This window comes from Streptomyces sp. WI03-4A (assembly GCF_033792105.1).
GTDB classification, from domain to species: domain Bacteria; phylum Actinomycetota; class Actinomycetes; order Streptomycetales; family Streptomycetaceae; genus Streptomyces; species Streptomyces collinus_A.
Genome location: NZ_JARAUO010000001.1, coordinates 352,052 through 375,421, shown reverse-complemented (window position 1 = coordinate 375,421; position 23,370 = coordinate 352,052). Strand labels below are relative to the sequence as shown.

Below are 23,370 nucleotides of genomic sequence, written 5' to 3'. Positions count from 1 at the left end.
AGGGGGTGGGCTGTCGGCGGGGTCGGCAACCTTCGAAAGGTCCCGAGTGGACCGCGCGTTCCCGCGCGCCTGATGGCTGCGGGCCGGGCGGGAACGGTGTGCTCGCCCCCCGGTTGTTCTGGCCCGGGGGCGGGCTCTTCCCAGCACCGGCTTTCCCCGGCCTCGCCCACGGTCCGGGCACCGGCCCGTGGGCGCGCTGACCACACTCCGCCACCCCCGCGGGCCGGACCCGTCCCCTCCCCGCCGCCAGGAGAGATGATCACCTTCCGCCTGCCTGCCGCCTCAGCACAGGACGCCGAGGAGCGCTACCTCATGGACGCCGAGGAGACCGGCAGCGAGACCGTCAGCCTGCGCGTCGACTCCACGGCACGCCTGGACCCGGACGTGGCCGGCCGGCCGCAGGAGGCCCCCATCCGCCTCACGGCGTAATACGACACGCTTCAGGGGTGCAGTGCTCTTTGCAGTGCCTCGATGGCGAGCGTGCGCGCGACCGTGGTCGCCTTGGAGTCGCGGAGGCTGTCGAGCATCAGGAAGTCGTGGACCATTCCCAGCACTCGGACCGCGGTGACGTCCACTCCTGCCTCGCGGAGCTTGGCGGCGTAGGCCTCGCCTTCGTCACGCAGTACGTCGGCCTCGTCGGTGATGACCAATGTGGTGGGAAGGCCACGGAGCTGCTGGATGTCGGCCCGCAGCGGCGAGGCATAGATTTCGGTGCGCTGCTTGGGGTCCGAGGTGTAGGCGTCCCAGAACCACTTCATCCCGTCGCGAGTGAGGTAGTAGCCGTCGGCGAACTCCTGGTAGGACGGAGTGTCGAAGTTCGCGTCGGTGACGGGGTACAGCAGCACCTGGGCAGCCAGTTGCACATCTCCGCGTTCCTTGGCCATCAGCGCGAAGACCGTCGACATGTTGCCGCCCACCGAATCGCCGCAGACCGCTATCCGTGAGGCGTCGAGGTTCTGTTCTCCGCCGTTTTGGAGGATCCACTGCCCGACCGCGTAGTTCTGCTCGATCTGAGTCGGGTACTTCGCCTCGGGGGCCCTGTCGTAGACGGGGAAGACCACCGCGGCGTCCACTCCCACCGCCAGTTCGCGGATCAGCCGGTCATGCGTCTTCTCATCGCCGAACACCCATCCGGCGCCGTGTATGTACAGGATCACCGGGAGGGTTTTCATCGATCCTTGGGGGCGGATGATGCGTGTGCGGACGTTGCCGTACTGCCCGGCGTCGATGGTCACCCAATCCTCGTCCACCGCCGGCTTGGCCACCCCTTTCCCTTCCTGGAGACCATCGAGGATCTCGCGGCCGTTCTCCGGCGAGACCTCGTAGATGCGCGGATGTGGCGACGTGGCCTCCGTCAGCTCCCGGGCAGAGGGTTCCAGGACTGGGGTTGCGACGGATCGAGAAGCGGGCATGGTGCGCCTCCTGCCTGAGATGTAGCGGTACATGCGGCTGGCCCACCCACCTCCCATCGTCTCTCAGCAGCGCATCGGTGCAACCGCGGGACAGGGCGTGAAGCCCGGGTCACGTTGGGGCGTCGAGGTCGCACCATGGCGCGGATCCACCGTCGGGTCCGGCTTGTGGCTGTACCTCCCTCCCTACGCGGGGCACCGCCGCATCCGAAATGGCCTGCCGAAGAAACCGACAGGCCGGCTGCTCGCTCAGGCGGCCCAACCGATCAGCATCCCCCACCCGGTGAACCTTCGCGGTCACAGCAGTAGGTTCTGTCTCTTTGGTCAGCGTCGTGTCCGGATGAGGATGGCGGCGAGGTGGAGTGCGGCCTGGTAGGCGGAGGCGAGTTTGTCGGTTTGTGTGACCAGGCCGCGCCACTGCTTGAAGCGGTTGGTGCACCGTCCGATGGTGTGGCGCTGCTTGTAGGCATCTGCGTCGAAGCCGCTGCTTGTAGGCATCTGCGTCGAAGCCGGGCGGCCGCCCGCCTTGGCGGGCGGGCCGCAGACGGTGGCCGACCTGGTCCGACGGCTGCGGGATGACCGCGCGGATCGACTGACGGCGCAGATGGCCGCGGATTGCCTGGGATGAGGAGGTACGGTCGGCCAGGGTCACGATGGGGTGGGTGCGAGGCCGGCCAGGTCCGGTTCCCGGCACCCGAATGCGGGCCATGACCGTCTCGAAGGCAGGCGCGTCACCAGCCTGGCCCGCCGTGACGGCCAGAGCCAGGAGCCGCGCATGGCCGTCTGCGGCAAGGTGGATCTTCCTGCTCAGCCCGCCGCGGGAGCGTCCGAGCGCGTGGTCGGCCGGCTCGCTGTGACCTGCCGCACCCTTCTGAGTGCTCCGGCGGCGTGCTGGTGGGCCCGGACGACGGTGGAGTCGACCGACACGGTCCACGGATGTCGTCGACGGCGTCCGCTGCCGCGAGGACGGCGCCGAGCATCTGTTCCCGGGTGCCGTCGACGGCCCACTTGATCAGTCGTTGGTGAGCGGTCTGGTACGAGCCCAGTTCGTCGGGCAGGTCCCGTCAGGGCGAGATGGTGCGGTACTTCCATGCGATGGCCTCGAGGGTGCGGCGGTGGTTGGCCCACCGTCGTCCGCGGACCGGGTCGGCCGGCACAAGCGGTTCGATCCGGTCCCACATCGCATCAGTGATCACTAGTCGGACAGGCACGTTCGATCAACTGATGAGCGCACCAAAGAGACACGCTCTGGACCAGTTCTCCCGGCTCTTGTGGCGGTGCTCAGGCCAGCAGGCCTTCGATCGCCACAGGAAGGCGGCGGGGGCCGCGCAGCACCGCGTTGGCACGGTACGGCGGCGGGTCCTCGAGCAGCCGGGAGAACTTGACCCGGCGGAAGAGTTCGGGCACAGCCAAATGGAGTTCTATGCGGGCGAGAGGGGCGCCGAAGCAGTAGTGGATGCCGGTGTAGAAGCCCAGGTGCTCGTTGTCCTTGCGGTCGGGATCGAACCGGTCGGGGTCCTCGAAGCGCCGGGGATCGCGGTTGGCCGCGGCCAGCATGAGCCAGACCGGCGAGCCCTTGGGGATCGTGGTGCCGGCGACGTCGATGTCGGCCAGGGCGGTGATCCATGGGACGAACTGGACCGGGGGCTCGTAGCGGAGCACTTCCTCGATGAGCGGGACGGCCAGGTCCGGGTCTTTCTGCAACCGGTCGAGGAGGTCGGGGTGGCGCAGCAGGGTGAGGGTCGTGTTGCTGATGGCGTTGACGGTGGTCTCGTGGCCGGCGACCAGGAGCAGCACCGCGGTGGCCTCCAGGTCTGCCGGTGTCATGACGGGGGCAAGCGCGCTGAGCATCCCGGGGCCGGGGTGGCGGCGTTTGGTCTCGATCAGATCGGACAGGTAGGCGCCAATGTCCTGGCGGGCCCGCCCTGCCTTTTCAGGGCCGCCGTCGTCGCCGGAGCGGGGGTCGAGTGACGACGCCAGGGCATCGGCCCAGACGTGGAAGCGCGGTTCGTCCTCGCGCGGCACGCCCAGGACCTTGCAGATGGCGGTGACGGGAAGGGGGTAGGAGAAGTCCTCGACGATGTCGACCTGGTCCTTGCCCTCGAAGGCGTCGAGCAGTTCGGTGACGACCTTGGCCATCTCTTCGCGCAGGCCGTCGAGGAATCTGGGGCTGTGCGGCGGGCCGAACGGCCGGTTGATGGTGTCGCGCAGCCGGTCGTGCACGGGCGGGTCGGTGAAGATGAAGCTGGGCGGCAGTCCGGACTCCACCGGTCGCCCGACGCGGGCGTAGCCGGGTAGACGGTTGCTCGTGTCGTTGCTCATCCGCGGGTCGTTGGCCAGGCTCCGCACCTCGTAGTAGGTGCTGACCAGATAGGTGCCGTCCTCCTCCCGCCTGACCGGTTGCTTGCGCAGTTCCGCGTAGAGCGGATAGGGATCGGCCCGATTGGCGTAGTCGGTGATCTGCGCGGAGATGGTGCCGGACGTCATGGTGACTCCTAAGGGCTCCGAGCGGTGCAGGGCCGGTGATCAGGCATGCGACGGAACGAACGTGACACGCCGCTCGCTCGGTGAGTGGCCCGTCAGCGTGACGGTGGGCCCGTGGGTGGGCAGATGAGGGTCGGGAAAGGCCGGGTCGATCGGCTCCAACGTCTCGGTCCGGCGGTCGACCGAGCGGTACTCCGGCGGGAAGGGGGCGCCGGACGCGATCTGCTGCTCGTAGAACCCAAGCCACTTGGCTCCGTCAAAGGACGCCGCGGCGATGACGCGGCCGCGGTAGCCGTACACCGCGACGAACCGTGCCTCGGCGAGCGCCCCCTGGGCGACGACCAGTTGGTCGCCCAGCGAGGGAACACCCACCGACTTGATGTTGACACCGAACTGGGTGGACCAGAACATCGGCAGCCACAGGTGCGGACGGCGGTCCGGACCCGCACAGATCATGTTGTGGGCGGCGATCTCGGCCTGTTCGACCGCGTTGCCCCAGTGCTCCAGCGCCAGGAACTGGTAGTCGAACAGCGGGTGGGGGCTGCGGGCGACGTCACCGGCGGCGTAGATGTCGTCGGTGACGATGCCGTTGACATCGAACACCCGGCACCCGGCGTCGCACGCGATCCCCCGGGGACCCGCGGCCACCCCCGAGCCGGCAAGCCACTCCGTGTTCCGCATGGCACCGAGCGAGACGACCGCCACCTCCACGTCGATCGCCGAACCGTCGGACAGATGGGCGCGCCTGAGCCGTCCCAGGTCGTCGCCCTCGAGGGCGGTGACGCTGACGCCGCACCTCAGATCGACTCCGTGCTTGCGCTGCAGCCGGTCCGCGACCGCGCCGATCACTCCGCCGAGCGCGCCGACCAGCGGCGCCGGGCCGCGTTCGGCGACGGTGACGTCGAGGCCCAGCTCCCGGCAGGCGGAGGCGACCTCGGAGCCCGTGAAACCGGCGCCGATCACCAGCGCCCGGGACACGCCGCCGGTCAGCTTGCGGTGCAGGCGTGCGGAGTCGTCGCGGGTGCGCAACACGAACACTCCGTCCAGCGCGGCCTCTTCTGGGTGGAACCAGGGCCGTGCCCTGGTCCCGGTGGTGATCAGCAGGCGGTCGTAGGGGACGGTGTCGCCGTTCGTCAGGCGTACCTGCTTGGTGGCCCTGTCGAGGCTCCCGGCGGCGACGCCCAGACGCCAGTCGGCGTCGATGTCGCGCCGCCGCGGCAGCGCGGTGTCCTCGGGCCGCGCCCGCCCGAGCAGTGCCTGCTTGGACAGCGGCGGCCGGTCGTAGGGCTCGTACGGCTCGTCGCCGATCATGGTCAACGACCCGGTGAAGCCCTGCTCGCGCAGGGTCTCCGCCGCGCGCAGACCGGCCAGCGAGGCACCGACCACGACGATGCGGCCCTGGCGCCGCAGGGCCTGGACGTCCGTGTCAGCCGACATGAGGCTGCACACCCTTGGTCGGCTCGTCGGAGTAGTCGACGAGGATGGCCTGGACCGGGCAGGCGGCAGCGGCCTTCTCCACCCGGTCACGTTGTTCCTCGTCGAAGCGAGGGGAGGACAGCAGCGCCTCTTCGCCGTGGAGGGAGAAGACGTCCGGGGCGAGAAAGACGCACTGCGCGAATCCCTGACACCGGTTGAGATCGACGACAAGCCTCATCTGGAACACGCTCTCTGCGAGGCTGCGGTCGCCACCGGCTCCGCAGCCGTCTGCGCTCGGTCCATACGGTGGTCGGCATGCCTCTCTCAGGATGGGCCTCCGCGCAGGGCGCTCGCAAGGCGAGGCTGCCGGGCAGGCCAATGCGCACCCGACCGGCCAACCTCAAGGGAGACAAGGCGCTGCCGGCCGCCTCAACACCGGACGGGCCGGGCGCGACCCGGGCGGCCGTCTGCGCTCGCCCCCGCGTTGAGGTGGACCTGCGCGACCACCGACCCGATGGGGCGGTCCGGCGGGAACTCCGGACAGGCGCCGAACGATACGTGCAGTGACAAACCGGCCGACCGCTAGTGGGTCGGGCCGCGGTTGCGGGCGGGAGGGGCTGCTCGGCCCAGACGTTCGGGCACGTCCCGGAATGCGAGGGAGCGGCGCGCAGGAGGCAGGGGCAGGCTGGATAGGGGAGGTGGGTTGCCGTGGCGCGAAACGAAGCCATTTCGCCCGTCGAGGGTGCGGCAGTACTGGAAGCGCTGTTCCACCAGTCCCCGACTGGCCTGATGGTCCTGGACACGGAGCTGCGAATCCTGCGGATCAGCGTCATGACGCCGGTCCTGCGCACAGCGCCCTTTGAACAGATCATGGGCCGGCACTTCACCGACGTGTATGACCTCTCCGCGCCCGGTGAGGTCGAGGCGATGCTGCGCGGCGTGCTGGAGAGCGGCGCGCCCGCACGGGGGCGACCGGTGGGGGTGCGTCCGAAGGGCGGGCCGGGGCCGGAGTACCAGGTCTCCGTCTCGGCATGTCGCCTCGAGGACACGAAGGGGAGGATCTTGGGGGTACTGACGGAGATACTCGATGTCACCGAACGCGAAAAGGTACGCGCCCGTCTGCGCGTCCTCGGCTCGGTGCGCGAGCGAGTGGGACAGACCCTCGACGTGGTGGCCACCTGCGAGGAACTGGTGCAGGCGGTGGTGCCAGACCTCGCCGACATCGCCGTGGTGGAAGTGGTGGAGGCGGCGGTGCGTGGCGAGGAACCTCCGCCGAGTCCTCTCGGACGGGAGATGCCGCTGCGCCGTGCCGCCTTCGGCCGCAGTGGCGGCGAGGAGCAGGTTCAGGCACATCCGGTGGGTGATGTACGGGCTCTGCCGTTTCCGACGCCTTACGCGCAGACGCTCACCGACCTCAAGCCCCGCCTGGTCGCCCTGGGCCCCGAAACGCCCTGGCTGGCGGCCGTTCCGCAGCGCGCAGAGGCGATCCTCGCCTCCGGTGCCCACAGTCTTATCATCACGCCCCTGACGCTGCGGGGAACCGTGCTGGGACTGATGAGCCTGTACCGCACCGGCCAGGGCGACGTCTACGACCAGGGCGATGTCACCCTCGCCGTCGCAGTGGCCGCTCACGCCGCGCTGTGCATCGACAACGCCCGCCGTTACACCCGCGAACACACCATCGCCTTGACCATCCAGCGCCACCTGCTCCTTCCCGAGCCTGCGACGCAGACGACCGTTGAAACCGTGCACATGCTGGTGCCCTCTGAAACCGGCGGAGGCAGCGGGTTCGACACATTCGCCCTCTCCGGCGCCCGCACCGCCCTGGTGGTCGGCGAAGTAGCCGGCCAGGGCATCCACGCGGCCACCACCTTGGGACAGATAGGGACCGCCACGCGCTCCCTGGCCGCGCTCGACCTGGAGCCCGACGAACTCCTCGCCCGCCTCAACGACACGACCATCAGCCTGGCCCAGGAACGCACAGCTCTGCCGCCCGGCGATCCCATGCCGCTTACGGGAAGCTGCGTGTACGCGGTCTACGACCCGCTCGCCCAGACCTGCACCATCGCCCTGGCCGGCCACCCCCCACCCGTGATCGCCCATCCCGATGGCAGTACCGAGATCCCTCAGCTGCCGAGCGGGCCTCCCCTGGGGAGCACCGAAGGGCCTCCCTTCGCTGCCACCACGGTCTCTGTCACCGACGGCAGCGTCCTCGCCTTCTACACCCCATCCCTCCTGACCACCTCCCGGTCCCCGGAGACACTCCAACGGGTGCTGGCCCACACCGACCGGCCGCTGCAGGATCTGTGCGACGACGTGCTCTACCGGCTGCGGAGCGACACCCGCCACGGCGACGTCATACTCCTCCTCGCCCGCACCCACACATTCCCCGCTGGTGAGGTCGCCGCGTGGCATCTCGACCACCATCCCAAAGCTGTCGCCGTGGCGCGCGACCACACCCAACTCCAGCTGAGCCATTGGGGAGTGGATGAGGAAACCGCGTACACCGCCGAAATGATCGTCAGCGAACTGGTCACCAACGCCATCCGCTACGGCGCACCGCCTGTGCGGTTGCGCCTCATCAAGGACCGCACGCTCTCCTGCGAAGTCCACGACAGCAATGCCCTCGCGCCGCGGCTGCGCCACGCGAAGACGGTCGACGAAGGCGGGCGCGGCTTGTTCATCATCGCCCAGCTCGCACGGACCTGGGGCGTCCGTTACTCCCTCGACGGCAAGACCGTCTGGGCCGAGCAGACTCTCCCGCCCGCAACCTCGCCCCGTCCCCCACAGCGGTCATAGCGACAGCAAGGTCGCCCGAATCGTCGCCAGCCGACCGTGCCGGCAAGCGCGCGGCGGCTGCAGCGCAGCTCGGACGCCATGATCATCACGGTTCTGCCCACCGGCCCCTGGAGGACAAGCGGGCGATATGTGCCGGACTCGAACTGCCCGAGTACCGCGTTTTCAGAACCAGTCGCTGGTGCAGGGGCTCGGCATCCCCGAGGGCGACCGCTTCATCATGATCAGCGAACACGGCGAGGACGAACTGTTCCCCGACCCGGCGTTCTTGGGCATACCCGCCAACCGCTTCTCGTCGCAGCAGAAGCGTGCGCTCGCCAACGCAGGGCGGGAGAGCGTTTTCGACTGCGGGTCCGTCGACGAACCGTCTGTGCTGACCGCGTCATCCTGTCCGCAGGCGCCGCACCTCAGGAGACCTACATGAACGAACTACTCACCGAGGCGATCGAAGCCCACGGCGGCAACGCACGCTGGCGCCAGCTGACTCGGGCGCGAGCCACCCTTGTCAGCGGCGGTCATCTTTTCGCCGTGAAAGGCTTGCCGCAGGATCCCGCGCCGCGCGAGATGACCGTGCTCCTCCACGAGGAGCACGCCTCGGTCAGACCCTTCGGCGCCCCTGACCAGAAGACCGACTTCACGCCCGGATGTGTGAGCATCGACAAGCTCGACGGGCGAGTGGTGGCCGAACGTGAGGATCCACGGTCGTCCTTCAGCGGCCACACTTTGGAGACCCCCTGGGACGCGCTGGACCGGGCCTACTTCAACGGCTACGCCCTGTGGACCTACCTCACCACACCGTTCCTGCTGGCCATGCCCGGCTTCACGGTCACCGAAATCGAGCCGTGGCGGGAAGGAGACGAACTGTGGCGAGGACTTCGCGCTACGTTCCCACCCGAGATCGCCAGCCACAGCACCCACCAGGACTTCTACTTCGGCCCCGACCGGCTGCTGCGCCGACACGACTATCACGTCGATGTGGCAGGCGGGTTCGCCGCCGCGCAGTACGTCTACGACTGCGTGGAAGCGGACGGCATCGTGCTGCCCACCAAGCGCCGGGCCTACCGCCGCGATTCCGATGGCCACCCCATCCTCGATGAGGTCATGGTCTCGATCGACCTCAGCGACATCCACTTCAGCTGACAGCAGCAGAACGCCTGGCCGATGGGCTCGCTGACGGCGACGAGTTCGTTCAAGTACCGTGCCCTACTCGTCGTCGTTGTCCCGGCCATCTTCGAAGACGAGGAGCGGTTTGGCGTCATGAGCGGGTGTGTCGGCGAACGAGATGGCTTCGGTGAAGCGTTCGAGCGGGAAGAGCCGGCCCTGGGGGATGCTCAGCACTTCGTCCGTGACGAGGCCGCGAACTTCAGACAGCGCGCGCAGCGCGTCGGCAGGTGAGGCAGTGCCGAACCAGCGGTTCAGCCAGAAGCCACGGACCACTTCGGTCTCGTAGATGACCGAGCGCGCCTGCGACCTCAGTCACACGCTGCAACAGGTCCTCGTCCTCAATACAAATGACCTCGTCGCCTCCCAGCGCCTTGATCTCCTCAACGGCATCGCGCCGCCGCACCACATTGATCGTGCGCAGACCCAGGTGCCTGGCCAGCTGAATGACGAGCCGGCCGACGGTGGAGCCCGTCGCGGTCTGCAACAACCATGCTCCCGGCTGGACGTCGAGCTCACGAGTCGCCAGGAGCAGCGCGGTCAAAGGGTTGACCGCGAGTTGACAGGCAGTGGAGTCGCTCAGACGATCGGGGACCGGCAGAAGCCTGTGTGTATCGGCAATAAGGTATTCCTACCAGGTGCCGGCTACACGCGGCCCGGGTACGGCCGGGATGGCAAGGGCCACTACACGCTCGCCGATCTTCAGTCCCTCGGTGTCCGAACCCAGGGCCTCAATACAGCCCACGCATTCCATGTGCCCGCCTGCAGTCGGAAACTTGGGGGAGAAACCGTAGCGACCACGCAGCACGTGCAGATCGCTGGCGTGAGTCGGCGTCGCCTTCACACGGATCAACGCCTGGCCGGCTTCCGCCGTGGGAACAGGCCGGGATTCCAGGCGCAGGACATCGTTCGGCTCGCCGACCTCTCGGGCTACGAGCGCGCGCATGGACTGCGGCATGAGTGGCCTTTCGTCTCTCAGCACCCGACGAAGTCGGCGAACGTTCTGGGCAGGAACGACGCAACCTCCGGCGAGTCACGGCGCCATGTGTGCAGCCTCACCTGATCGATCGCCAGGTGTCACCCCTGCCTTGCTCCCAGCTTGCGCCCTGCGCGAGCACTGTCATTCGTAAGAAGCCTTGCTCCCCAACGCGAGGCCGGCGACCGCCCCCGGCGCGGCGTCAGCCCAGCGGGTTGGTCGTGTCGCGGAGAAGGGTGAGGACAGGGGCGTACATGCGCGTCTTGATGGTTCCGAGGCTGTCGCCGGCCTTGTTCGCGTGAGACTGGGCGAGTTCGAGGGCGGCCGTGCGCAGGGCGCCCTCGTCCACGGCCTGATCGACGATTCCGGCGGCGGCGGCTTCCTTGCCGCCGAAACGACGGGCGGAGACCATGGCGTGCTGGGCTGTCTGCGGGGTCAGCCGGGACTGGATGAGGGCGGACATGCCCGGAGTGAAGGGGATGTCGATCTCTGCCTCGGGCAGGCACCAGAAGCCCCGGTCGGCACGCATGAGACGGAAGTCGTGGGCCAGAGAGAACATCGCTGCGGCGGCGAACGTGTGTCCCTGCAGGGCGGCTACGGTGATCAGCGGGAGGGACAGAAACCTTGCGAACAGACCATGAACGGAGTTGACGTAGTCCAGGTGCTCGTCGCTGTGCGCAGCGAGCCATTCGAGATCGAGACCGTTGGAGTAGAACTTCCCGGTCGCAGCGGTCATCAGGGCGCGAGGGCCTTCTGACTTCTCCACCTCGTCAAGGGCTGCGTTGACCGAGGCGATCCAGTCGGGGTGGAAGCGGTTCTCCCCGTCGCCGAGGTCGAGAACGAAGACGGCGTCGTGGCGGTCGAGCATGGGCATGAGGGCTCCTTGGAGACGTTTCGGTGGGGGCAGGGAGGTTTCTCCGCCGCCAAAGCGGAAGTCAACTGGAAAGTGTTCGCCGGGCGCGGTGGAGCAGGGTGGCTCCTGCCAGGAGACCCAGAGCCGCGGTCGCACCGGTCAGGAGGATGCCGGTGAGGGTCGGCCCTTCGGGAAGCGCGGAGGCGTGGACCCAGCGGATGGCGAAATTGGTGCTTGCCGCTATGGGGAAGCTGAAGATCCACAGACCCGGATGGAACGAGGGCTGGCGCAGATCGGGGAGGAGGAAGACGACGAGGAGGACAGTGAAGAGCAGCGTGCCGGCGAAGCCGTAGCCGACGGCGTCGAAGACGCCCTTGTGAGCGGCGGTCCAGGCGATTCCGCCGGTGGCCGGTGGGATGGTCAGGACGGTGAGGGCCGGGCGGGCGGGCCCGGGCAGGGGGCCACCAGTGACGAGGCTGCCGAGGATGACGGTGCCGAAGGCGAGCCAGTACAGCAGCCCCACCGCGAAAGCGGCGTCGGCGACACCGGGCAGCCTGAGCGTGGAGGCGACGGCACTCGCCACGAACGGTGCGGAGGTCACCGGCAGCAAGTAGCCCGGGTGCAGGACGGTTGCGCTCAGGGCACCAGTGAGCCAGTGGGCCAGCAGGCGTGCGGCGATGAGGGCGGCCACGGTGACGAACACGGCGTAGGCCCATCGTGGGCCTGTGATCCCGTACCGCGAGAAGTGGCCTGCGATCAGCATGCCGATGATGGGGACGTACCCAAGAGTGAAGCCATCGCCGGGATGACGCAGGTCGTGGCGCAGGTTGCGCCACCGTGTCCCGCCATGGCGCAGGTACTGCGCCAGCAACACCAGCCAGATGAGACCGCTGACGGTGAACAGCGCGTCGCTGACCTGGAGAGCGGGCGGAAAGGTGGTCACCGCTGCCTGCCAGGCTCCGCCGAGGCCGGCAGTGCCGAGGGAGATGGAGAGCAGCCTGATCCGTGCGGCGCGGGTCGCACGAGGACCGTTGATGTCGGAGACGATGTCGTCGGCTGGGCACGCAGGCCCGCGGCCGCGCGGGGCCGTGCCGGTGTGCTCTGTCGTATCGACCATGTCGGTCATGGGGGAACCTCAAGGGGATTGCCAGGGGCGCGGGCCAGGACTCGCCTGCCCGGCGACGCAGGTCGTGGCGTGGTCAGGCGTCCATGTCGAGGACGACGCGGAAGCGGGCCTTGCCCGAGAGCATCCGCTCGTAGGCGTCCATGGCGTGGGTGAAGGGCATGGTCTCGGTGGCGGGACGGATGCCGTGGGCGAGGCTGAAGGCGAGGTTGTCCTCGTTCTGGATCGACGATCCGGTCAGGCTGCCGGCGATGCGGTGGGTGCCGAAGATCAGGTCGGCGGTGGCCACCGTCAGCGGGTCGGGGGCGGCGCCGACGACCACCAGCGTGCCGCCCGGGGCCAGTCCGCGGACCAGGGGATTCATGGACGTCCCGCTGGATGCGGTGGCGACGATGACCGATGCGCCGCCCAGGTCGGCCAGCGCCGTGCCGGGGTCGGTGAGGGTGCTGTCGATGTACTCGTGGGCGCCCAGTTCTCTGGCGGGTTTTTCTTTCTCCTGGCCGCGGGCGATGGCGGCGACCCGGTGTCCGAGGCTGCGTGCGTACTGCACGGCCAGGTGACCGAGCCCGCCGATCCCCTGTACGGCGACCAGGGCGCCGGCGCGGGTGGGGGCCTGCTGGAGCGCAGTGAGCGTGGTCAGTCCGGCGCACAGCAGCGGGGCCGCCTCGGCGGCGGGCATGCCATCGGGGATGCGCACCAGTCCGCTCGTGCGGGCGTATGTCACCTCCGCGTATCCGCCGTCGATGGTGGTGCCGGTCTGTTCCTGGTTCAGGCAGTTGACGAAGTCGCCGCGGCGGCACGGTTCGCACTCCCAGCAGTGCCCGTTCAGGAAGCCGACGCCGACGCGGTCGCCGGGCTGCCAGGCGGTGACACCCGCGCCCACGGCATCGATCACGCCGACGATCTCGTGGCCGGGGACGACGGGCCGTGACGGGTCGGGGCGCAGTCCCTCCACGGCCAGCACGTCGGAGTGGCATACACCGCACGCCTGCACCCTGAGCCGGACGTGTCCGGGCTGGGGGTCGACCAACTCGCGCTCGACGAGCCGGAGCTGGTGGACACCGGTGGCCTCGAAGGCTCGGTACGCGGACATGACATTTCTCCTCGGTGCTGCCTCTGCCGACCCGGGGAGGGTTGAGGGCTAGGGGGGCGGTACTGGGATCCGCTCAATATGACCGGTCACTTCAATATGACCGGTCGCTTTATAATTAGTCAAGCAGGTCCGAGGGGCGAGCCGTGGGTCACGTGGCGTCGGGGGCGGGAGCCGCTTCCCCGGTGACAGGGTTTGACCTGCGGCAAGGCGACCGGACATATTGACCCTGAGGGGGTGGTGAGAATGGCGCGCGCGTCCAAGCGCGAGGAGATCGCGCAGGCAGCCCTGGAGCAGTTCCGCACGCGGGGCTTCAATGCCACGGGCATCAGCGACATCACCTCGGCGGCCGGGGCTCCCAAGGGCTCGTTCTACAACCACTTCGCCAGCAAGGAGGAGAGCGCCCTTGAGGCGCTGAGCCGCTACGCGGCCGGGTTGCGGTTCGACCTGCTCGACACGCCCGGACGCCCTGCGCTGGAGCGGCTTCGGGCGCACTTCGAGTTCCTGGGTGCGGACACGGTCGACAGCGGCTTCGCCCGCGGATGCCTGGTGGGCAACCTCGGCGCCGAGGTGGCGGACCACTCCGAGGAGATCCGCTCCGCCGTCCAGGGCGGCTTCCAGCGGTGGGCCGCGCGCATCCGGCGGGTCCTCGCCGAAGCCCGGGAAGCAGGTGAGCTGGACGCCGCTCTCGAGGTCGAGGAGGCCGCGCTTTTCATCCTCAGCGCCTGGGAGGGCACGCTGATCGCGGCCCGAGCCGACAAGTCCTCCGCTCCCTTCGACGCCTTCTTCCACATGGTCTTCGGCGTCCTCCTGCGCTGATCGCGACCGGCCGCTTCTGGACCCCGCAGGTGAGGGTGCGGTCGTTGGGAGACGCAGCCGGTACCGGACGTCGTCGCACGGGTCCTGGGGCGCCAGGATCGTCGTCTTCCTGCCGTATGCCTCCCTGTGCGACCGATGGATCGTGTCCCCAGGACGACGAACCCGTTCTCGGTGAAGGCGCGCGCAAAGGGCGCTGACGGGAAGGAGAGCACCTGACCGATGCAGCAGCCTCGACAGGCTGGCCAGTTCTCTCGGCCCCATCGCGCTCAGGGCGCCGGGATCGGGAAGAGGATGCAGCTGCTGGTGGCGTGGGCCAGGAGCCGGTCGTCTGCCTGGGCGTGGGCCGGCCGGGTCGCGTTCCTGGAGCAGGCTGAGGAGCCCGGCCATGCGGTCACTGATCACCAGAGGCCGCCAGCGGCCCCGGCACGGGGGACATCGGCGCGAAGTCTTGCGGGCGGTAGGGAGGCTCGGCCTGGGCGGCGTCGAGCAAGGTTGCGGTGCCGGTGAGGTCGAACACCCGGCGGACAGCGGGCGTCGGGTGGCGAAGCCGCAGTCGGCGGCCGCTCGCGTCCGCGTTCAGGGCGGCGGCGAGGAAGACGTTCAGGCCGCTGGCGTCACAGAAACTGACGTCGGCCAGTTCGATGTCCACGTCGCCGGTCTCCCGGCTGAAGGAGTCATCGACGGCAGCACCCACAGCGGGAGCGGTGTCCGCGTCGATCTCACCCGCCAGGAAGACGGTCGCGCGACCGTCGCGCCGGTAGAGAGTCATCGCACGTACGCCGGTCATGACGCCTCGCTTCCCGTACGACCTGCCCGCCCGCGGACTTGTGCCCTGCGGCATGCTCGTGCGGACGGGTGCGCCGTACATGATGCTGCCGGTACCGGGCGGTGCCCGGAGGTGCACAGGGGCGGAAGGAGGTGCGCCTCCGCCGCCGATGAGCAGTGCCTGCTTCGAATCGGCCACGCCGGGGTCCAGGACGCACCTCGTAGATTACGCCCGACCGCCCTTGCCGTGTATGGATGGGTGGGACACGTTCCTGGGAGTGCGGGGAAGAGACGCAATGTCTCCGCGGCCCAGGCCCGACTGGCCCGGGCCGCCATTGCGGAGCGACATGAGCCGTCGACGGCCCGGAGGACGGGAGGGACCAGGGCGCGGACCCGGCGCGCACTCGGTGCGTACCTCGGGGGCAGCCATCCTGCCTGGAGGCGGTCAGCGGCGTGCCAGTTGCCGTTCCCCGGCGGTGCCGGGCTGGTAGGCCAGCCCGTAATGCTTGAAGATCGCTTCCTCTTGATCAGCCGGCAGGACGTCGTCCATGCCGATCGAAGGGGCCTGCGCCACCAGCGCTTTGGCGTAACTGATCTTGAGGTAGTCCGGTCCGGTGATCGCGTCGTCGAGGGGTACGAAGACCAGACGGTGCCGGGTGGGCAGTCCGGTCCGTACCGTGGCCATGGCCGGCTCATCGGTGCTGGTGTCCACGTAGACCGCCTCGAGGACACCTACCTTGCGAGACTCGGCGTCGACGACATCGCGTTCGCGCCATTCCCGGACGTCGGCTGCGTGAATCATGACTTCTCCTTACCTGGACGACCTGTCCGGCCGCCGCGTGTTGCACTGCTGGCTTTGGGCATGAAAGTTCCGAAGGTACGTCGTAGCGCGCGCTGCATCCGGTCGGGGAGCGGTTTGCCCTCCCAGGCGGTGACCATGGCCGCGGCCACCTCGAGAAGTTTGGTGTCGCACTGCCGTGAGGCGTTCACGAGCAGACCTCTGGCCGCCCCACGGGTGCAGGGGTCAGCGCCATGAGCATGCCGCGGGCCTGGTCGATGACCGCGGGGCCGGCCAGTGCCCGCCGCAGCTGATCGTTCTGGGCCGCAGGACCTCGACGTCCTCTCTCGTCGCCGGGTTCCCCCACGTGGCCTCCGCCCGTAGCTTCCACCGGTCCTCTGGAGCACGGTTGTGCCTTGCATGGCGTACCTCTCGACTAGCTGAATGGGGCCGGCCTGGCGCAAGCAGTCCCGCAACTCTCCTGGCTGCCGGGCCTCTTCACGGGTCACCCGCGGCGTTCGCGGTCCCGACGGTCCTCACGCTCCCAACGCGCCCGGTTCTGGCGGCTGTAGCGGCGGTTCCAGCGTTCCTGACGATCCCGCCGCTCCTTGTAGTCCCGGAACTCCACTGAACTGCCATCGCCGCCATGATCGCGGCCGTGGCGGACAGCGGCGAAGACGAGCACCGTGGCGGCCAGCCACCAGAACGGGTGAAGGAAACCGAGGCCGACCAGAGTCACGATCAGGATGAGAAGCAGAACGAACACAGTGGGCCTCCCCGGGAGCTGGACACAGCATCGATACCGGGGACTGGGGTTTCACCCAACAGCGTAGTCCTGAATGCCGGTTGTGGATACCGTTCGAGGTCAGCGCACCTGGCGAGGCACGGCTGGCTGCCTGACACCTGTCGGGGAACCGACACGAGGGCTGGCGTGCGAGACGCCGCCCCAGCCCCCGGCAGCGCCGCACCCCCGGCGCCATATGTACCTGCTGATCGTCCCCGCTTCGACGCCCTTCATCCTTCGAGCGCTTGCCTGGGCCGCAGCGGACGTCCGCCGGCCGGACCTGAACGTCTCGGGAAGTGGCGCCGGTGATCACCCAGTTGAGGGGCCTGGTAGTCCTGATCGCGCGTCATCTGCGAGGCTCCGGTCGTTTCGCGGCTGATGGCGGGTGTTCTGATCCACGGCATCAGCCCTGGCGGTGCAGCATCCGGACTCGCCGGCGTCGCTGAACACGCTGGCTACGAGGCGGTCCCTGGCCGGGCACGGTGGGAGGCTCTGCGAGGAGGCCGGTTCCCGGGTGGGTCAGGGCTGTGTCGGACGTCCGTGGTGGTTGCTGAGCTGGTCGTGGTAGGTCGGGGCGCCGATGTGCTTTTCCTTGTCGAAGTCAGGAGCGCTCCTGATGGCCTCGACCCGCAGTCCGGTTCGACCACTGCACCACGACGATGTAGTGGCCGCGGTGCAGGTCGTGTCCGACTGCCTCGGACCGGGCGTAGGCGCTCGCCTCGTCCGTCCCTGCTTCGGATGTCAGACAGTAACGCCAAGAAACCGATTCATTACAGAAGGTAGTCGTCATTTCATGTTGCCTGGAGCGCAACGATGCCTCCAGGCAACCGACTTCAGCCTCTGGAAGAAACCAAGTTTCTGTCAGAGCTGGTGCGGCTCTCTGGCGGGGTGCTGGTCCGGAAATGGTCCGGATCTTGGTCCGTATCGGCTTGCGCAATGTGTTGCTGCTGGCGGAGCCTCCTCGGACCGGCGCTGTGATCGGCAGTGCTACGAGCTGGATTCCGCACGGCGGCGCCCACCCCGGCGGACGACGCGGCACGCTGCAGGGGAGGAGCGGCCAGGGTCACTAGGCGTTGCTCCACCCGGTGGTGCTGGAATACGAGTCCAGCAGGTCCACCACGAAGACCAGGGTCGAGCCCGCCGGGATCAACGGCGAAGGCGACTGATTGCCGTAGCCGAGACGCGGGGGAACGATGATCTCGCGCCGACCGCCGACCTTCATCCCCCTCACCCCCCGGTCCCAGCCCTTGATGACCTTGCCACTGCCCAGGGCGAACTTGAACGGCTGACCGCGGTCCCAGGAGGCATCGAACTCCTTCCCGGACTCGAAGGTCACCCCGACATAGTGGACCCTGACCACCATGCCCGGCTTCACCTCAGCCCCGTCCCCGACGACCAGGTCCCGGATGGTCAGCTCGGTAGGAGCATCACCCTCCGGAACGTCGACCTCGGGCTTCGTCAGTTCACTCATCGCTGCCTCATCACTATCAGCCGGAAGCCGTCGCACGGACCAGTCGGACACATGGACACTCCGTGCAGCAGATGGTCAGGCTACCGAGAACGCCCGTCCCCGGAGCACACCAGATTCAGTGGCCACACGTGATGATCTTTCGCACGACTGACGAACGCGACCGGCACCCACAGGTCACACCGTGATCGCCAGAACGGGGCGACGGCCGAAACAGCGAACTTGAACACCCACTGACCCGTCCTGACCGGCTGATCAGCCACCCCCGCGTGACGCTGGAACCTCACAAGGGGCCCGCGCCGCGCTCGTGGGTGTGCTCTCAGCCGTAAGCGGCAGCTTGAGCAGGTGGCGGCCGTGACCATCCGCTGTGGAGGCGGCTTCAGGCAGCGGAGGGGTGGTGCGCGATCAACGCCCGCGGAGATGGCCAGCGACTTCCTCGGCTCCGGCCTGCGGTGCCGCCAGGTTGACGGACTCATCGGGCTCGGTACGCAGGGCGAAGGGCCTGCCGAGGCCGGCGGGACTGGCTGTGCGCCGTGACCGATGAGGGTCAAGGGTGTCGATGCTGGTCGTGGCGGGGTCCGGCACGCCGGCAGCCACCACGATGCGGTCCTGCCGCTCGACCCCCAGGGCCATGTGCCCCTGGATCCGCTCGGGATCGTAGGGCACCGCACACACCGTCACCGGAACTTCCCGGCTGCCCGCGGTGCGTCACCGGTGTAGGGACTCGGCGACGGCCGGGTCCTCGAGCACGGTGACGCACCAGGCGAAGTGCTCGTCACCGCCGCCCGGCGCGAAGGCGTCGCCCGTGGCCATCGCATAGGCGGCCCGGTACAGCAGGAGGTCGTCGACCGCGTAGCCGAACTCGTCGGCGAACCGCGTGGTGAGCTGCCGGGTGATCTCCGGGGCGTGCTCGGTACCCGCCGGGAAGATGGCCGCGGCCACGGCGGCGTCGAACCGCGGGTCCCCGCCCGTGGACAGGAAGCCGTAGTCCACGAGGGCGAGCGGCCGCAGGTCGTCGTCCACCAGCACGGTCTCCGGGAAGACGTCACCGTGGACGACCGCCTCGTCGGTACGGGGCAGCGAGCGCAGCTTCCGAAGCAGCCGGGCGCGCGTGTCGTCGAAGTCGCGGACATGCGTGGAGAGCCGGTCCGCGCACCGGCTGACCCGCCGGTCCACCAGGTCCGCCAGGGCGGATCCGAAAGTGGTGTGGCCTTCCCACAGCGGGCGTTCCTCGTCCAGCACAGAAAGGTGCTTGACCTCGTCGACGTCATGGGCGTCCGCGAGGGCGCGCAGCACGCCGACCAGGCAGTCGACCGCTTCGGGCAGCACCTCGTCCGGGTCGTCGGTGCGGATCCTGCCCGCCAAGGGCTCGCCGGTCAGCTCCCGCTCCACGGTCATCGGGACACCGTCGATGTCTTCGACGGCGAGGATCTCCGGGGCGCCGAACGGCAGGTGCGCCGCGGCATCGGCGTAGAAACGCTGCATCCGCCGCAGTTCGGATCCCCGTCGGCGCTCCCACACCTTGGCCACCATTCCGTCCCCGAGTCGGTAGACGGCTCCCTCCACCGCCGCCTCGACGGGCCCGGCGTCGGGATATCCGGCGTCGACGAAATGTCGTACGCGCCGGGCCGTGGTATCCCGTATCGCATCGGACATCTCGTGCCTCCTTCCGCCCCCGGCGTGAACGGCCGGCCGGTCGGCGGGGCCGACGCCGGGACCATCTCCCACGGTAGGCCCCTCGCCCGCGCGACACCCGGTGACGGAGCGCTGCCGGGCGCCGTGCGGTCCGCCACGCGTATACGGCGGAACAGTGCCGGCGGATCCAGCGTATCCGGAGCCGACAGTGGCTGTTCCTTCGTGCACTGGCGGCCGTCGCCCGCCGACGGGCACCATGCGCTGCGGCGTCCGTCGACCGCAGCCCCCTACCGCTAATCCGGCCGTGCCCCGCCCGGGACGCAGACCGAATCGACCTTGCAGGATCGTGGGCGGAGCGGGAGGCGGCCCTTGACCAGGGCGCACGGCGAAGGGCCGCCCGGGGCCCGCAGTCCTGTTGCAGCAGGGCGTTCCCACCTTAGAGCCGAAGCCGCGGTTCAGCGCTACCGACTAGTACTCCAGCCGGACTTCTGTATTTTGCCTGGTCAACGGCCTGGCGGTGGGGAGTGTAGCGGGGGTGCGGTATGGGTGGGCTGGGGCTGGTCGTTCACCCAACGTGTGCCCGCGCCGCATGTGATGACAGCGTCGGGCGCGTGCTTGGTGGCGGCGTCGCCATCGGGACCAGTTCACCGCGTGGTCGCGGTGTGCAGGAGCGCGGCGGGACTCGGTTGCCAGCAGTTGACAGGCCGAAGAGACAGACTTTAGCGGTGCCAGTGGCGGGGGTCGGCTAGATCCTTGAGAGTCGAACTTCTGGTCCGCGGCTGGGCCGGGATGAAGTCACCTGGAGCTCATACTGTGGCGCTAAGTGCTGAATTGGCTTGCTGGGCGTGTTCTTCGTACTGGGCTGCCTGGAGGCGACAGTGCCTCCAGGCAGCCCACTTGAGGCTCTAGAAGAAGCCGAGTTTCTGAGGGCTGTAAGAACAAAGAATGTTCTTCGTCTGCTGGTAGTGCTCCAGCATCATCTTGTGCGTCTCGCGGCCGATCCCGGACTGCTTGTAGCCGCCGAACGCCGCGTGTGCCGGGTAGGCGTGGTAGCAGTTGGTCCAGACCCGGCCCGCCTGGATCGCACGCCCCGCCCGGTAGGCGGTGTTCATGTCACGGGTCCACACGCCCGCGCCCAGCCCGTAGAGCGTGTCGTTCGCGATCTTGATGGCGTCGTCGAAGTCGTCGAAGGACGCCACCGACACCACCGGGCCGAAGATCTCCTCCTGGAAGACCCGCATCCGGTTGTCGCCCTCGAAGATGGTCGGCTGGACGTAGTAGCCGCCCTTCAGCTCGCCGTCGTACTCGACGCGCTCGCCGCCGGTGAGGACCTTGGCACCCTCCTGGCGGCCGATGTCCAGGTAGGAGAGGATCTTCTCCAGCTGGTCGTTGGAGGCCTGGGCGCCGATCATCGTGTCCGTGTCGAGGGGGTGCCCCGGCTTGATCTGCCGGGTGCGGGCCACGGCCGCCTCCAGGAACTCCGCGTAGTTGCCGCGCTGGACGAGCGCCCGCGAGGGACAGGTGCACACCTCGCCCTGGTTCAGCGCGAACATGGTGAAGCCCTCTAGCGCCTTGTCCCGGAAGTCGTCGTCGTGCGCCCAGACGTCGTCGAAGAAGATGTTCGGCGACTTGCCGCCGAGCTCCAGCGTGACCGGCTTGATGTTCTCCGAGGCGTACTGCATGATCAGCCGCCCGGTCGTGGTCTCCCCGGTGAACGCGATCTTCGCCACCCGCGGGCTGGACGCCAGCGGCTTGCCCGCCTCCACGCCGAAGCCGTTGACGATGTTCACCACGCCCGGCGGCAGCAGGTCCGCGATCAGGCTCATCCAGTAGTGGATGGACGCCGGGGTCTGCTCCGCCGGCTTGAGGACCACCGCGTTGCCCGCGGCGAGCGCCGGGGCCAGCTTCCAGGTGGCCATCAGGATCGGGAAGTTCCACGGGATGATCTGCGCGACCACGCCGAGCGGCTCGTGGAAGTGGTACGCCACCGTGTCGTCGTCGATCTCGCTCAGCGATCCCTCCTGCGCCCGGATCGCTCCCGCGAAGTAGCGGAAGTGGTCGATGGCGAGCGGGATGTCGGCCGCCAGCGTCTCGCGCACCGGCTTGCCGTTCTCCCAGCTCTCCGCGACGGCGAGCGATTCGAGGTTCGCCTCCATGCGGTCGGCGATCCTGCGCAGGATGTCGGAGCGCTCCGTGACCGACGTACGGCCCCAGCCGGGCGCGGCCGCGTGCGCCGCGTCCAACGCCCGCTCGACGTCCTCCGCGGTACCGCGCGCGACCTCGGTGAACGGCTGCCCGTTGACCGGAGACGGGTTCTCGAAGTACTGCCCCCGTGCCGGCGGCACGTACTCACCGCCGATGAAGTGGTCGTAGCGCGCCTGGTAGGAGACGATCGCGCCCTCGGAGCCGGGCGCCGCGTAACGGGTCATGCTGGTCTGCCTCCCGGTGAAGCGCTGCCCGCCGTTGGGCAGCTCTCGGCGCGAGGCTAGGCGGGCGGACGTTGCAAGTACGTTGCGCCGCCGAGCGGCCAGGACGCCGGGCGGGCCGGGGCGGCCAGCTCGGTCTCCAGCGCCGCCAGCCGGGCCCGCACCGCGGGCACCGCGCGCACCGCCGCCAGGGCCCGCCACACCTCGAGGTCGTCCTCGCCCCACGGTGCGTGCGCCCAGTCGGCCAGCAGATCCGGGTCGCGGTGGGCGATCAGCGCCGTGCGCAGACCGTCGGCGAGCCGACGCCGCAGCCGTACGACCGCCGGGGCCTGGGAGCCCGGCAGCAGCGGACCGGCGTACGCCGCCGCCGCCGACGTCAGCGCGCCCGCCTCGAGGCGCCGCTCCACCACGGTGACGTCGGACTCGACGGCCGCCGTCAGCCGGTACGGCCGGGAGGCCAGCAGCCCAGGCCCCACCAGCCGCCTGAGCCGGGCCAGCTCGGCGCGCAGCGTCACCGGCGTCACCGACTCGTCGGCGTACAGCGCGCACAGCAGCTCGTCGCCGGACAGACCCTCGGGATGGCGGGCGAGCAGCACGAGGATCTCGCTGTGCCGGCGGCTGAGCCTGAGCCGACGCCCGTCCAGGCGGAGCTCGGCCTCGTCCCGGCCGAGCGCGCTGAGCAGAGCGCCGCCGTCGCCGAGCCGGGCCGGTGCGAGCAGCGCGAGCTGCGACTCGGCCGCCCGCGCCACCGCCTGCACGAAGCCCAGGCTGTGCGGATGCGCCAGGCCGTCGCCACCGGTGATGTCGACGGCGCCGAGCACCCGTCCGGTGTGCGGATCGTGCACCGGAGCGGCCGCGCACGTCCACGGCTGGACCCGCCGTATGAAGTGCTCGGCCGCGAACACCTGCACCGGCCGGTCCAGGGCGACCGCGGTGCCGGGAGCGTTGGTGCCCACCGCGGTCTCCGACCAGCGCGCCCCCGGTACGAAGTTCATGCCGTCCGCACGCCGCCGCGTCGCCGGGTGCCCCTCGACCCACAGCAGCCTGCCGTGCGCGTCGCACACCGCCAGCAGGTGTTCCCCGTCCGCCGCGAACGTGCCCATCAGCTCCCGGAACAGCGGCATCACCCGGGCCAGCGGATGCTCCGCCCGGTAGGTGCCGAGGTCGCCGTCGCTCAGCTCCACGCTCGCGCCGCCGTCCGGCCCCACCCCGGCCCGAGCGCTGCGCTGCCACGACTCGGCCACCACCGAACGCACCGGGCGGGCCACCTCACCCGCCGTGGTGAACGTCTCGTGCGCGCGGCGCAGCACCCGGACTCGCTCGGCGGGATCGGCCCCCGGTTCCAGTGCCACCCACGGATCGGTCAACTCGGCCGCCCCGGACGGTG

General features: G+C 69.2%; 22 protein-coding genes and 1 pseudogene. 5 read left to right on the top strand and 18 right to left on the bottom strand.

Annotation, left to right across the window (positions count from 1 at the left end; genetic code table 11):
• The first annotated feature begins 255 nt into the window (after positions 1 to 255).
• The gene (locus PV343_RS01755) at positions 256 to 429 is read left to right on the top strand and encodes a hypothetical protein (RefSeq protein WP_319144944.1); all 174 of its coding nucleotides are present in this window, start codon (positions 256 to 258) and stop codon (positions 427 to 429) included.
• A gap of 11 nt (positions 430 to 440) precedes the next feature.
• Here the strand turns inward: PV343_RS01755 and PV343_RS01750 are convergent, their stop codons facing one another.
• From PV343_RS01750 to PV343_RS01730, 5 genes and pseudogenes are all read right to left on the bottom strand, one after another.
• Entirely contained in the window at positions 441 to 1,445 is a 1,005-nt protein-coding gene (locus PV343_RS01750) for an alpha/beta hydrolase (protein WP_319144943.1), read from the bottom strand.
• Between the two features lie 288 nt (positions 1,446 to 1,733).
• Positions 1,734 to 2,620: pseudogene (locus PV343_RS01745) on the bottom strand (IS5 family transposase).
• 70 nt (positions 2,621 to 2,690) lie between these two features.
• Complete coding sequence (locus PV343_RS01740; RefSeq protein ID WP_319144942.1) at positions 2,691 to 3,896, bottom strand: cytochrome P450; 1,206 nt, start codon at positions 3,894 to 3,896, stop codon at positions 2,691 to 2,693.
• Between the two features lie 39 nt (positions 3,897 to 3,935).
• The gene (locus PV343_RS01735; RefSeq protein WP_319144941.1) at positions 3,936 to 5,330 is read right to left on the bottom strand and encodes an NAD(P)/FAD-dependent oxidoreductase; all 1,395 of its coding nucleotides are present in this window, start codon (positions 5,328 to 5,330) and stop codon (positions 3,936 to 3,938) included.
• Positions 5,320 to 5,547, bottom strand: coding sequence for a ferredoxin (locus tag PV343_RS01730; protein WP_319144940.1), 228 nt, complete (start codon positions 5,545 to 5,547; stop codon positions 5,320 to 5,322). The genes PV343_RS01735 and PV343_RS01730 overlap by 11 nt, the downstream gene beginning before the upstream one ends.
• 470 nt (positions 5,548 to 6,017) lie before the next feature.
• Between PV343_RS01730 and PV343_RS01725 the strand changes: the two genes are divergently transcribed.
• The 3 genes from PV343_RS01725 to PV343_RS01715 all read left to right on the top strand — a co-directional run bounded on the left by PV343_RS01725 (position 6,018) and on the right by PV343_RS01715 (position 9,245).
• Positions 6,018 to 8,108: a SpoIIE family protein phosphatase gene (locus PV343_RS01725; protein WP_319144939.1), complete on the top strand. Its 2,091-nt coding sequence runs from the start codon at positions 6,018 to 6,020 to the stop codon at positions 8,106 to 8,108.
• A 178-nt stretch (positions 8,109 to 8,286) separates the two neighbouring features.
• Positions 8,287 to 8,529, top strand: coding sequence for a hypothetical protein (locus PV343_RS01720; protein ID WP_319144938.1), 243 nt, complete (start codon positions 8,287 to 8,289; stop codon positions 8,527 to 8,529).
• Positions 8,526 to 9,245, top strand: a complete 720-nt coding sequence (locus PV343_RS01715) for a hypothetical protein (RefSeq protein ID WP_319144937.1) — start codon at positions 8,526 to 8,528, stop codon at positions 9,243 to 9,245. Before PV343_RS01720 ends, PV343_RS01715 begins: the two co-directional genes overlap by 4 nt.
• Positions 9,246 to 9,308: 63 nt before the next feature.
• On the opposite strand, the gene PV343_RS01710 is transcribed toward PV343_RS01715, so the two are convergent.
• The 5 genes from PV343_RS01710 to PV343_RS01690 all read right to left on the bottom strand — a co-directional run bounded on the left by PV343_RS01710 (position 9,309) and on the right by PV343_RS01690 (position 13,311).
• A complete protein-coding gene (locus PV343_RS01710) occupies positions 9,309 to 9,542 on the bottom strand; it encodes a hypothetical protein (RefSeq protein ID WP_319144936.1) in 234 nt (77 codons plus the stop codon).
• 355 nt (positions 9,543 to 9,897) lie between these two features.
• Positions 9,898 to 10,212: an alcohol dehydrogenase catalytic domain-containing protein gene (locus PV343_RS40240; RefSeq protein WP_415923439.1), complete on the bottom strand. Its 315-nt coding sequence runs from the start codon at positions 10,210 to 10,212 to the stop codon at positions 9,898 to 9,900.
• Between the two features lie 232 nt (positions 10,213 to 10,444).
• Positions 10,445 to 11,116, bottom strand: coding sequence for an enoyl-CoA hydratase-related protein (locus PV343_RS01700; protein WP_319144933.1), 672 nt, complete (start codon positions 11,114 to 11,116; stop codon positions 10,445 to 10,447).
• 61 nt (positions 11,117 to 11,177) lie between these two features.
• Positions 11,178 to 12,221, bottom strand: coding sequence for a hypothetical protein (locus PV343_RS01695; protein WP_319144932.1), 1,044 nt, complete (start codon positions 12,219 to 12,221; stop codon positions 11,178 to 11,180).
• A gap of 73 nt (positions 12,222 to 12,294) precedes the next feature.
• Entirely contained in the window at positions 12,295 to 13,311 is a 1,017-nt protein-coding gene (locus PV343_RS01690; RefSeq protein ID WP_319144931.1) for an alcohol dehydrogenase catalytic domain-containing protein, read from the bottom strand.
• A 243-nt stretch (positions 13,312 to 13,554) separates the two neighbouring features.
• On the opposite strand from PV343_RS01690, the gene PV343_RS01685 reads away from it, so the two are divergent.
• A complete protein-coding gene (locus PV343_RS01685; RefSeq protein WP_319144930.1) occupies positions 13,555 to 14,127 on the top strand; it encodes a TetR family transcriptional regulator C-terminal domain-containing protein in 573 nt (190 codons plus the stop codon).
• A gap of 391 nt (positions 14,128 to 14,518) precedes the next feature.
• Here the strand turns inward: PV343_RS01685 and PV343_RS01680 are convergent, their stop codons facing one another.
• The 8 genes from PV343_RS01680 to PV343_RS01645 form a co-directional block, all read right to left on the bottom strand.
• Positions 14,519 to 14,914, bottom strand: a complete 396-nt coding sequence (locus PV343_RS01680) for an STAS domain-containing protein (protein ID WP_319144929.1) — start codon at positions 14,912 to 14,914, stop codon at positions 14,519 to 14,521.
• Positions 14,915 to 15,337: 423 nt separating this feature from the next.
• Positions 15,338 to 15,694 (bottom strand): PRC-barrel domain-containing protein, encoded by a 357-nt coding sequence (locus PV343_RS01675; RefSeq protein ID WP_319144928.1) that lies wholly within the window; start codon positions 15,692 to 15,694, stop codon positions 15,338 to 15,340.
• Between the two features lie 481 nt (positions 15,695 to 16,175).
• Complete coding sequence (locus PV343_RS01670; RefSeq protein ID WP_319144926.1) at positions 16,176 to 16,436, bottom strand: hypothetical protein; 261 nt, start codon at positions 16,434 to 16,436, stop codon at positions 16,176 to 16,178.
• A 1,084-nt stretch (positions 16,437 to 17,520) separates the two neighbouring features.
• The gene (locus PV343_RS01665) at positions 17,521 to 17,925 is read right to left on the bottom strand and encodes an FKBP-type peptidyl-prolyl cis-trans isomerase (protein ID WP_093479447.1); all 405 of its coding nucleotides are present in this window, start codon (positions 17,923 to 17,925) and stop codon (positions 17,521 to 17,523) included.
• Positions 17,926 to 18,327: 402 nt separating this feature from the next.
• Positions 18,328 to 18,588, bottom strand: a complete 261-nt coding sequence (locus PV343_RS01660) for a hypothetical protein (RefSeq protein WP_319144925.1) — start codon at positions 18,586 to 18,588, stop codon at positions 18,328 to 18,330.
• 42 nt (positions 18,589 to 18,630) lie between these two features.
• Positions 18,631 to 19,578: a phosphotransferase family protein gene (locus PV343_RS01655; protein ID WP_319144924.1), complete on the bottom strand. Its 948-nt coding sequence runs from the start codon at positions 19,576 to 19,578 to the stop codon at positions 18,631 to 18,633.
• Positions 19,579 to 20,462: 884 nt separating this feature from the next.
• A complete protein-coding gene (locus PV343_RS01650) occupies positions 20,463 to 21,986 on the bottom strand; it encodes an aldehyde dehydrogenase family protein (protein ID WP_319144923.1) in 1,524 nt (507 codons plus the stop codon).
• A gap of 56 nt (positions 21,987 to 22,042) precedes the next feature.
• Complete coding sequence (locus PV343_RS01645) at positions 22,043 to 23,350, bottom strand: GAF domain-containing protein (protein ID WP_319144922.1); 1,308 nt, start codon at positions 23,348 to 23,350, stop codon at positions 22,043 to 22,045.
• Positions 23,351 to 23,370: the final 20 nt, after the last annotated feature.

What these genes read in the sequence shown, in the direction of transcription:
- PV343_RS01740 (WP_319144942.1), bottom strand. Translation starts at nt 3,896, where the DNA reads ATGACGTCCGGCACCATCTCCGCGCAGATCACCGACTACGCCAATCGG.
- PV343_RS01665 (WP_093479447.1), bottom strand. Translation starts at nt 17,925, where the DNA reads ATGAGTGAACTGACGAAGCCCGAGGTCGACGTTCCGGAGGGTGATGCT.
- PV343_RS01730 (WP_319144940.1), bottom strand. Translation starts at nt 5,547, where the DNA reads ATGAGGCTTGTCGTCGATCTCAACCGGTGTCAGGGATTCGCGCAGTGC.
- PV343_RS01695 (WP_319144932.1), bottom strand. Translation starts at nt 12,221, where the DNA reads ATGACCGACATGGTCGATACGACAGAGCACACCGGCACGGCCCCGCGC.
- PV343_RS01655 (WP_319144924.1), bottom strand. Translation starts at nt 19,578, where the DNA reads ATGTCCGATGCGATACGGGATACCACGGCCCGGCGCGTACGACATTTC.
- PV343_RS01715 (WP_319144937.1), top strand. Translation starts at nt 8,526, where the DNA reads ATGAACGAACTACTCACCGAGGCGATCGAAGCCCACGGCGGCAACGCA.
- PV343_RS40240 (WP_415923439.1), bottom strand. Translation starts at nt 10,212, where the DNA reads ATGCGCGCGCTCGTAGCCCGAGAGGTCGGCGAGCCGAACGATGTCCTG.
- PV343_RS01690 (WP_319144931.1), bottom strand. Translation starts at nt 13,311, where the DNA reads ATGTCCGCGTACCGAGCCTTCGAGGCCACCGGTGTCCACCAGCTCCGG.
- PV343_RS01680 (WP_319144929.1), bottom strand. Translation starts at nt 14,914, where the DNA reads ATGACCGGCGTACGTGCGATGACTCTCTACCGGCGCGACGGTCGCGCG.
- PV343_RS01750 (WP_319144943.1), bottom strand. Translation starts at nt 1,445, where the DNA reads ATGTACCGCTACATCTCAGGCAGGAGGCGCACCATGCCCGCTTCTCGA.
- PV343_RS01685 (WP_319144930.1), top strand. Translation starts at nt 13,555, where the DNA reads ATGGCGCGCGCGTCCAAGCGCGAGGAGATCGCGCAGGCAGCCCTGGAG.
- PV343_RS01675 (WP_319144928.1), bottom strand. Translation starts at nt 15,694, where the DNA reads ATGATTCACGCAGCCGACGTCCGGGAATGGCGCGAACGCGATGTCGTC.
- PV343_RS01755 (WP_319144944.1), top strand. Translation starts at nt 256, where the DNA reads ATGATCACCTTCCGCCTGCCTGCCGCCTCAGCACAGGACGCCGAGGAG.
- PV343_RS01735 (WP_319144941.1), bottom strand. Translation starts at nt 5,330, where the DNA reads ATGTCGGCTGACACGGACGTCCAGGCCCTGCGGCGCCAGGGCCGCATC.
- PV343_RS01650 (WP_319144923.1), bottom strand. Translation starts at nt 21,986, where the DNA reads ATGACCCGTTACGCGGCGCCCGGCTCCGAGGGCGCGATCGTCTCCTAC.
- PV343_RS01700 (WP_319144933.1), bottom strand. Translation starts at nt 11,116, where the DNA reads ATGCCCATGCTCGACCGCCACGACGCCGTCTTCGTTCTCGACCTCGGC.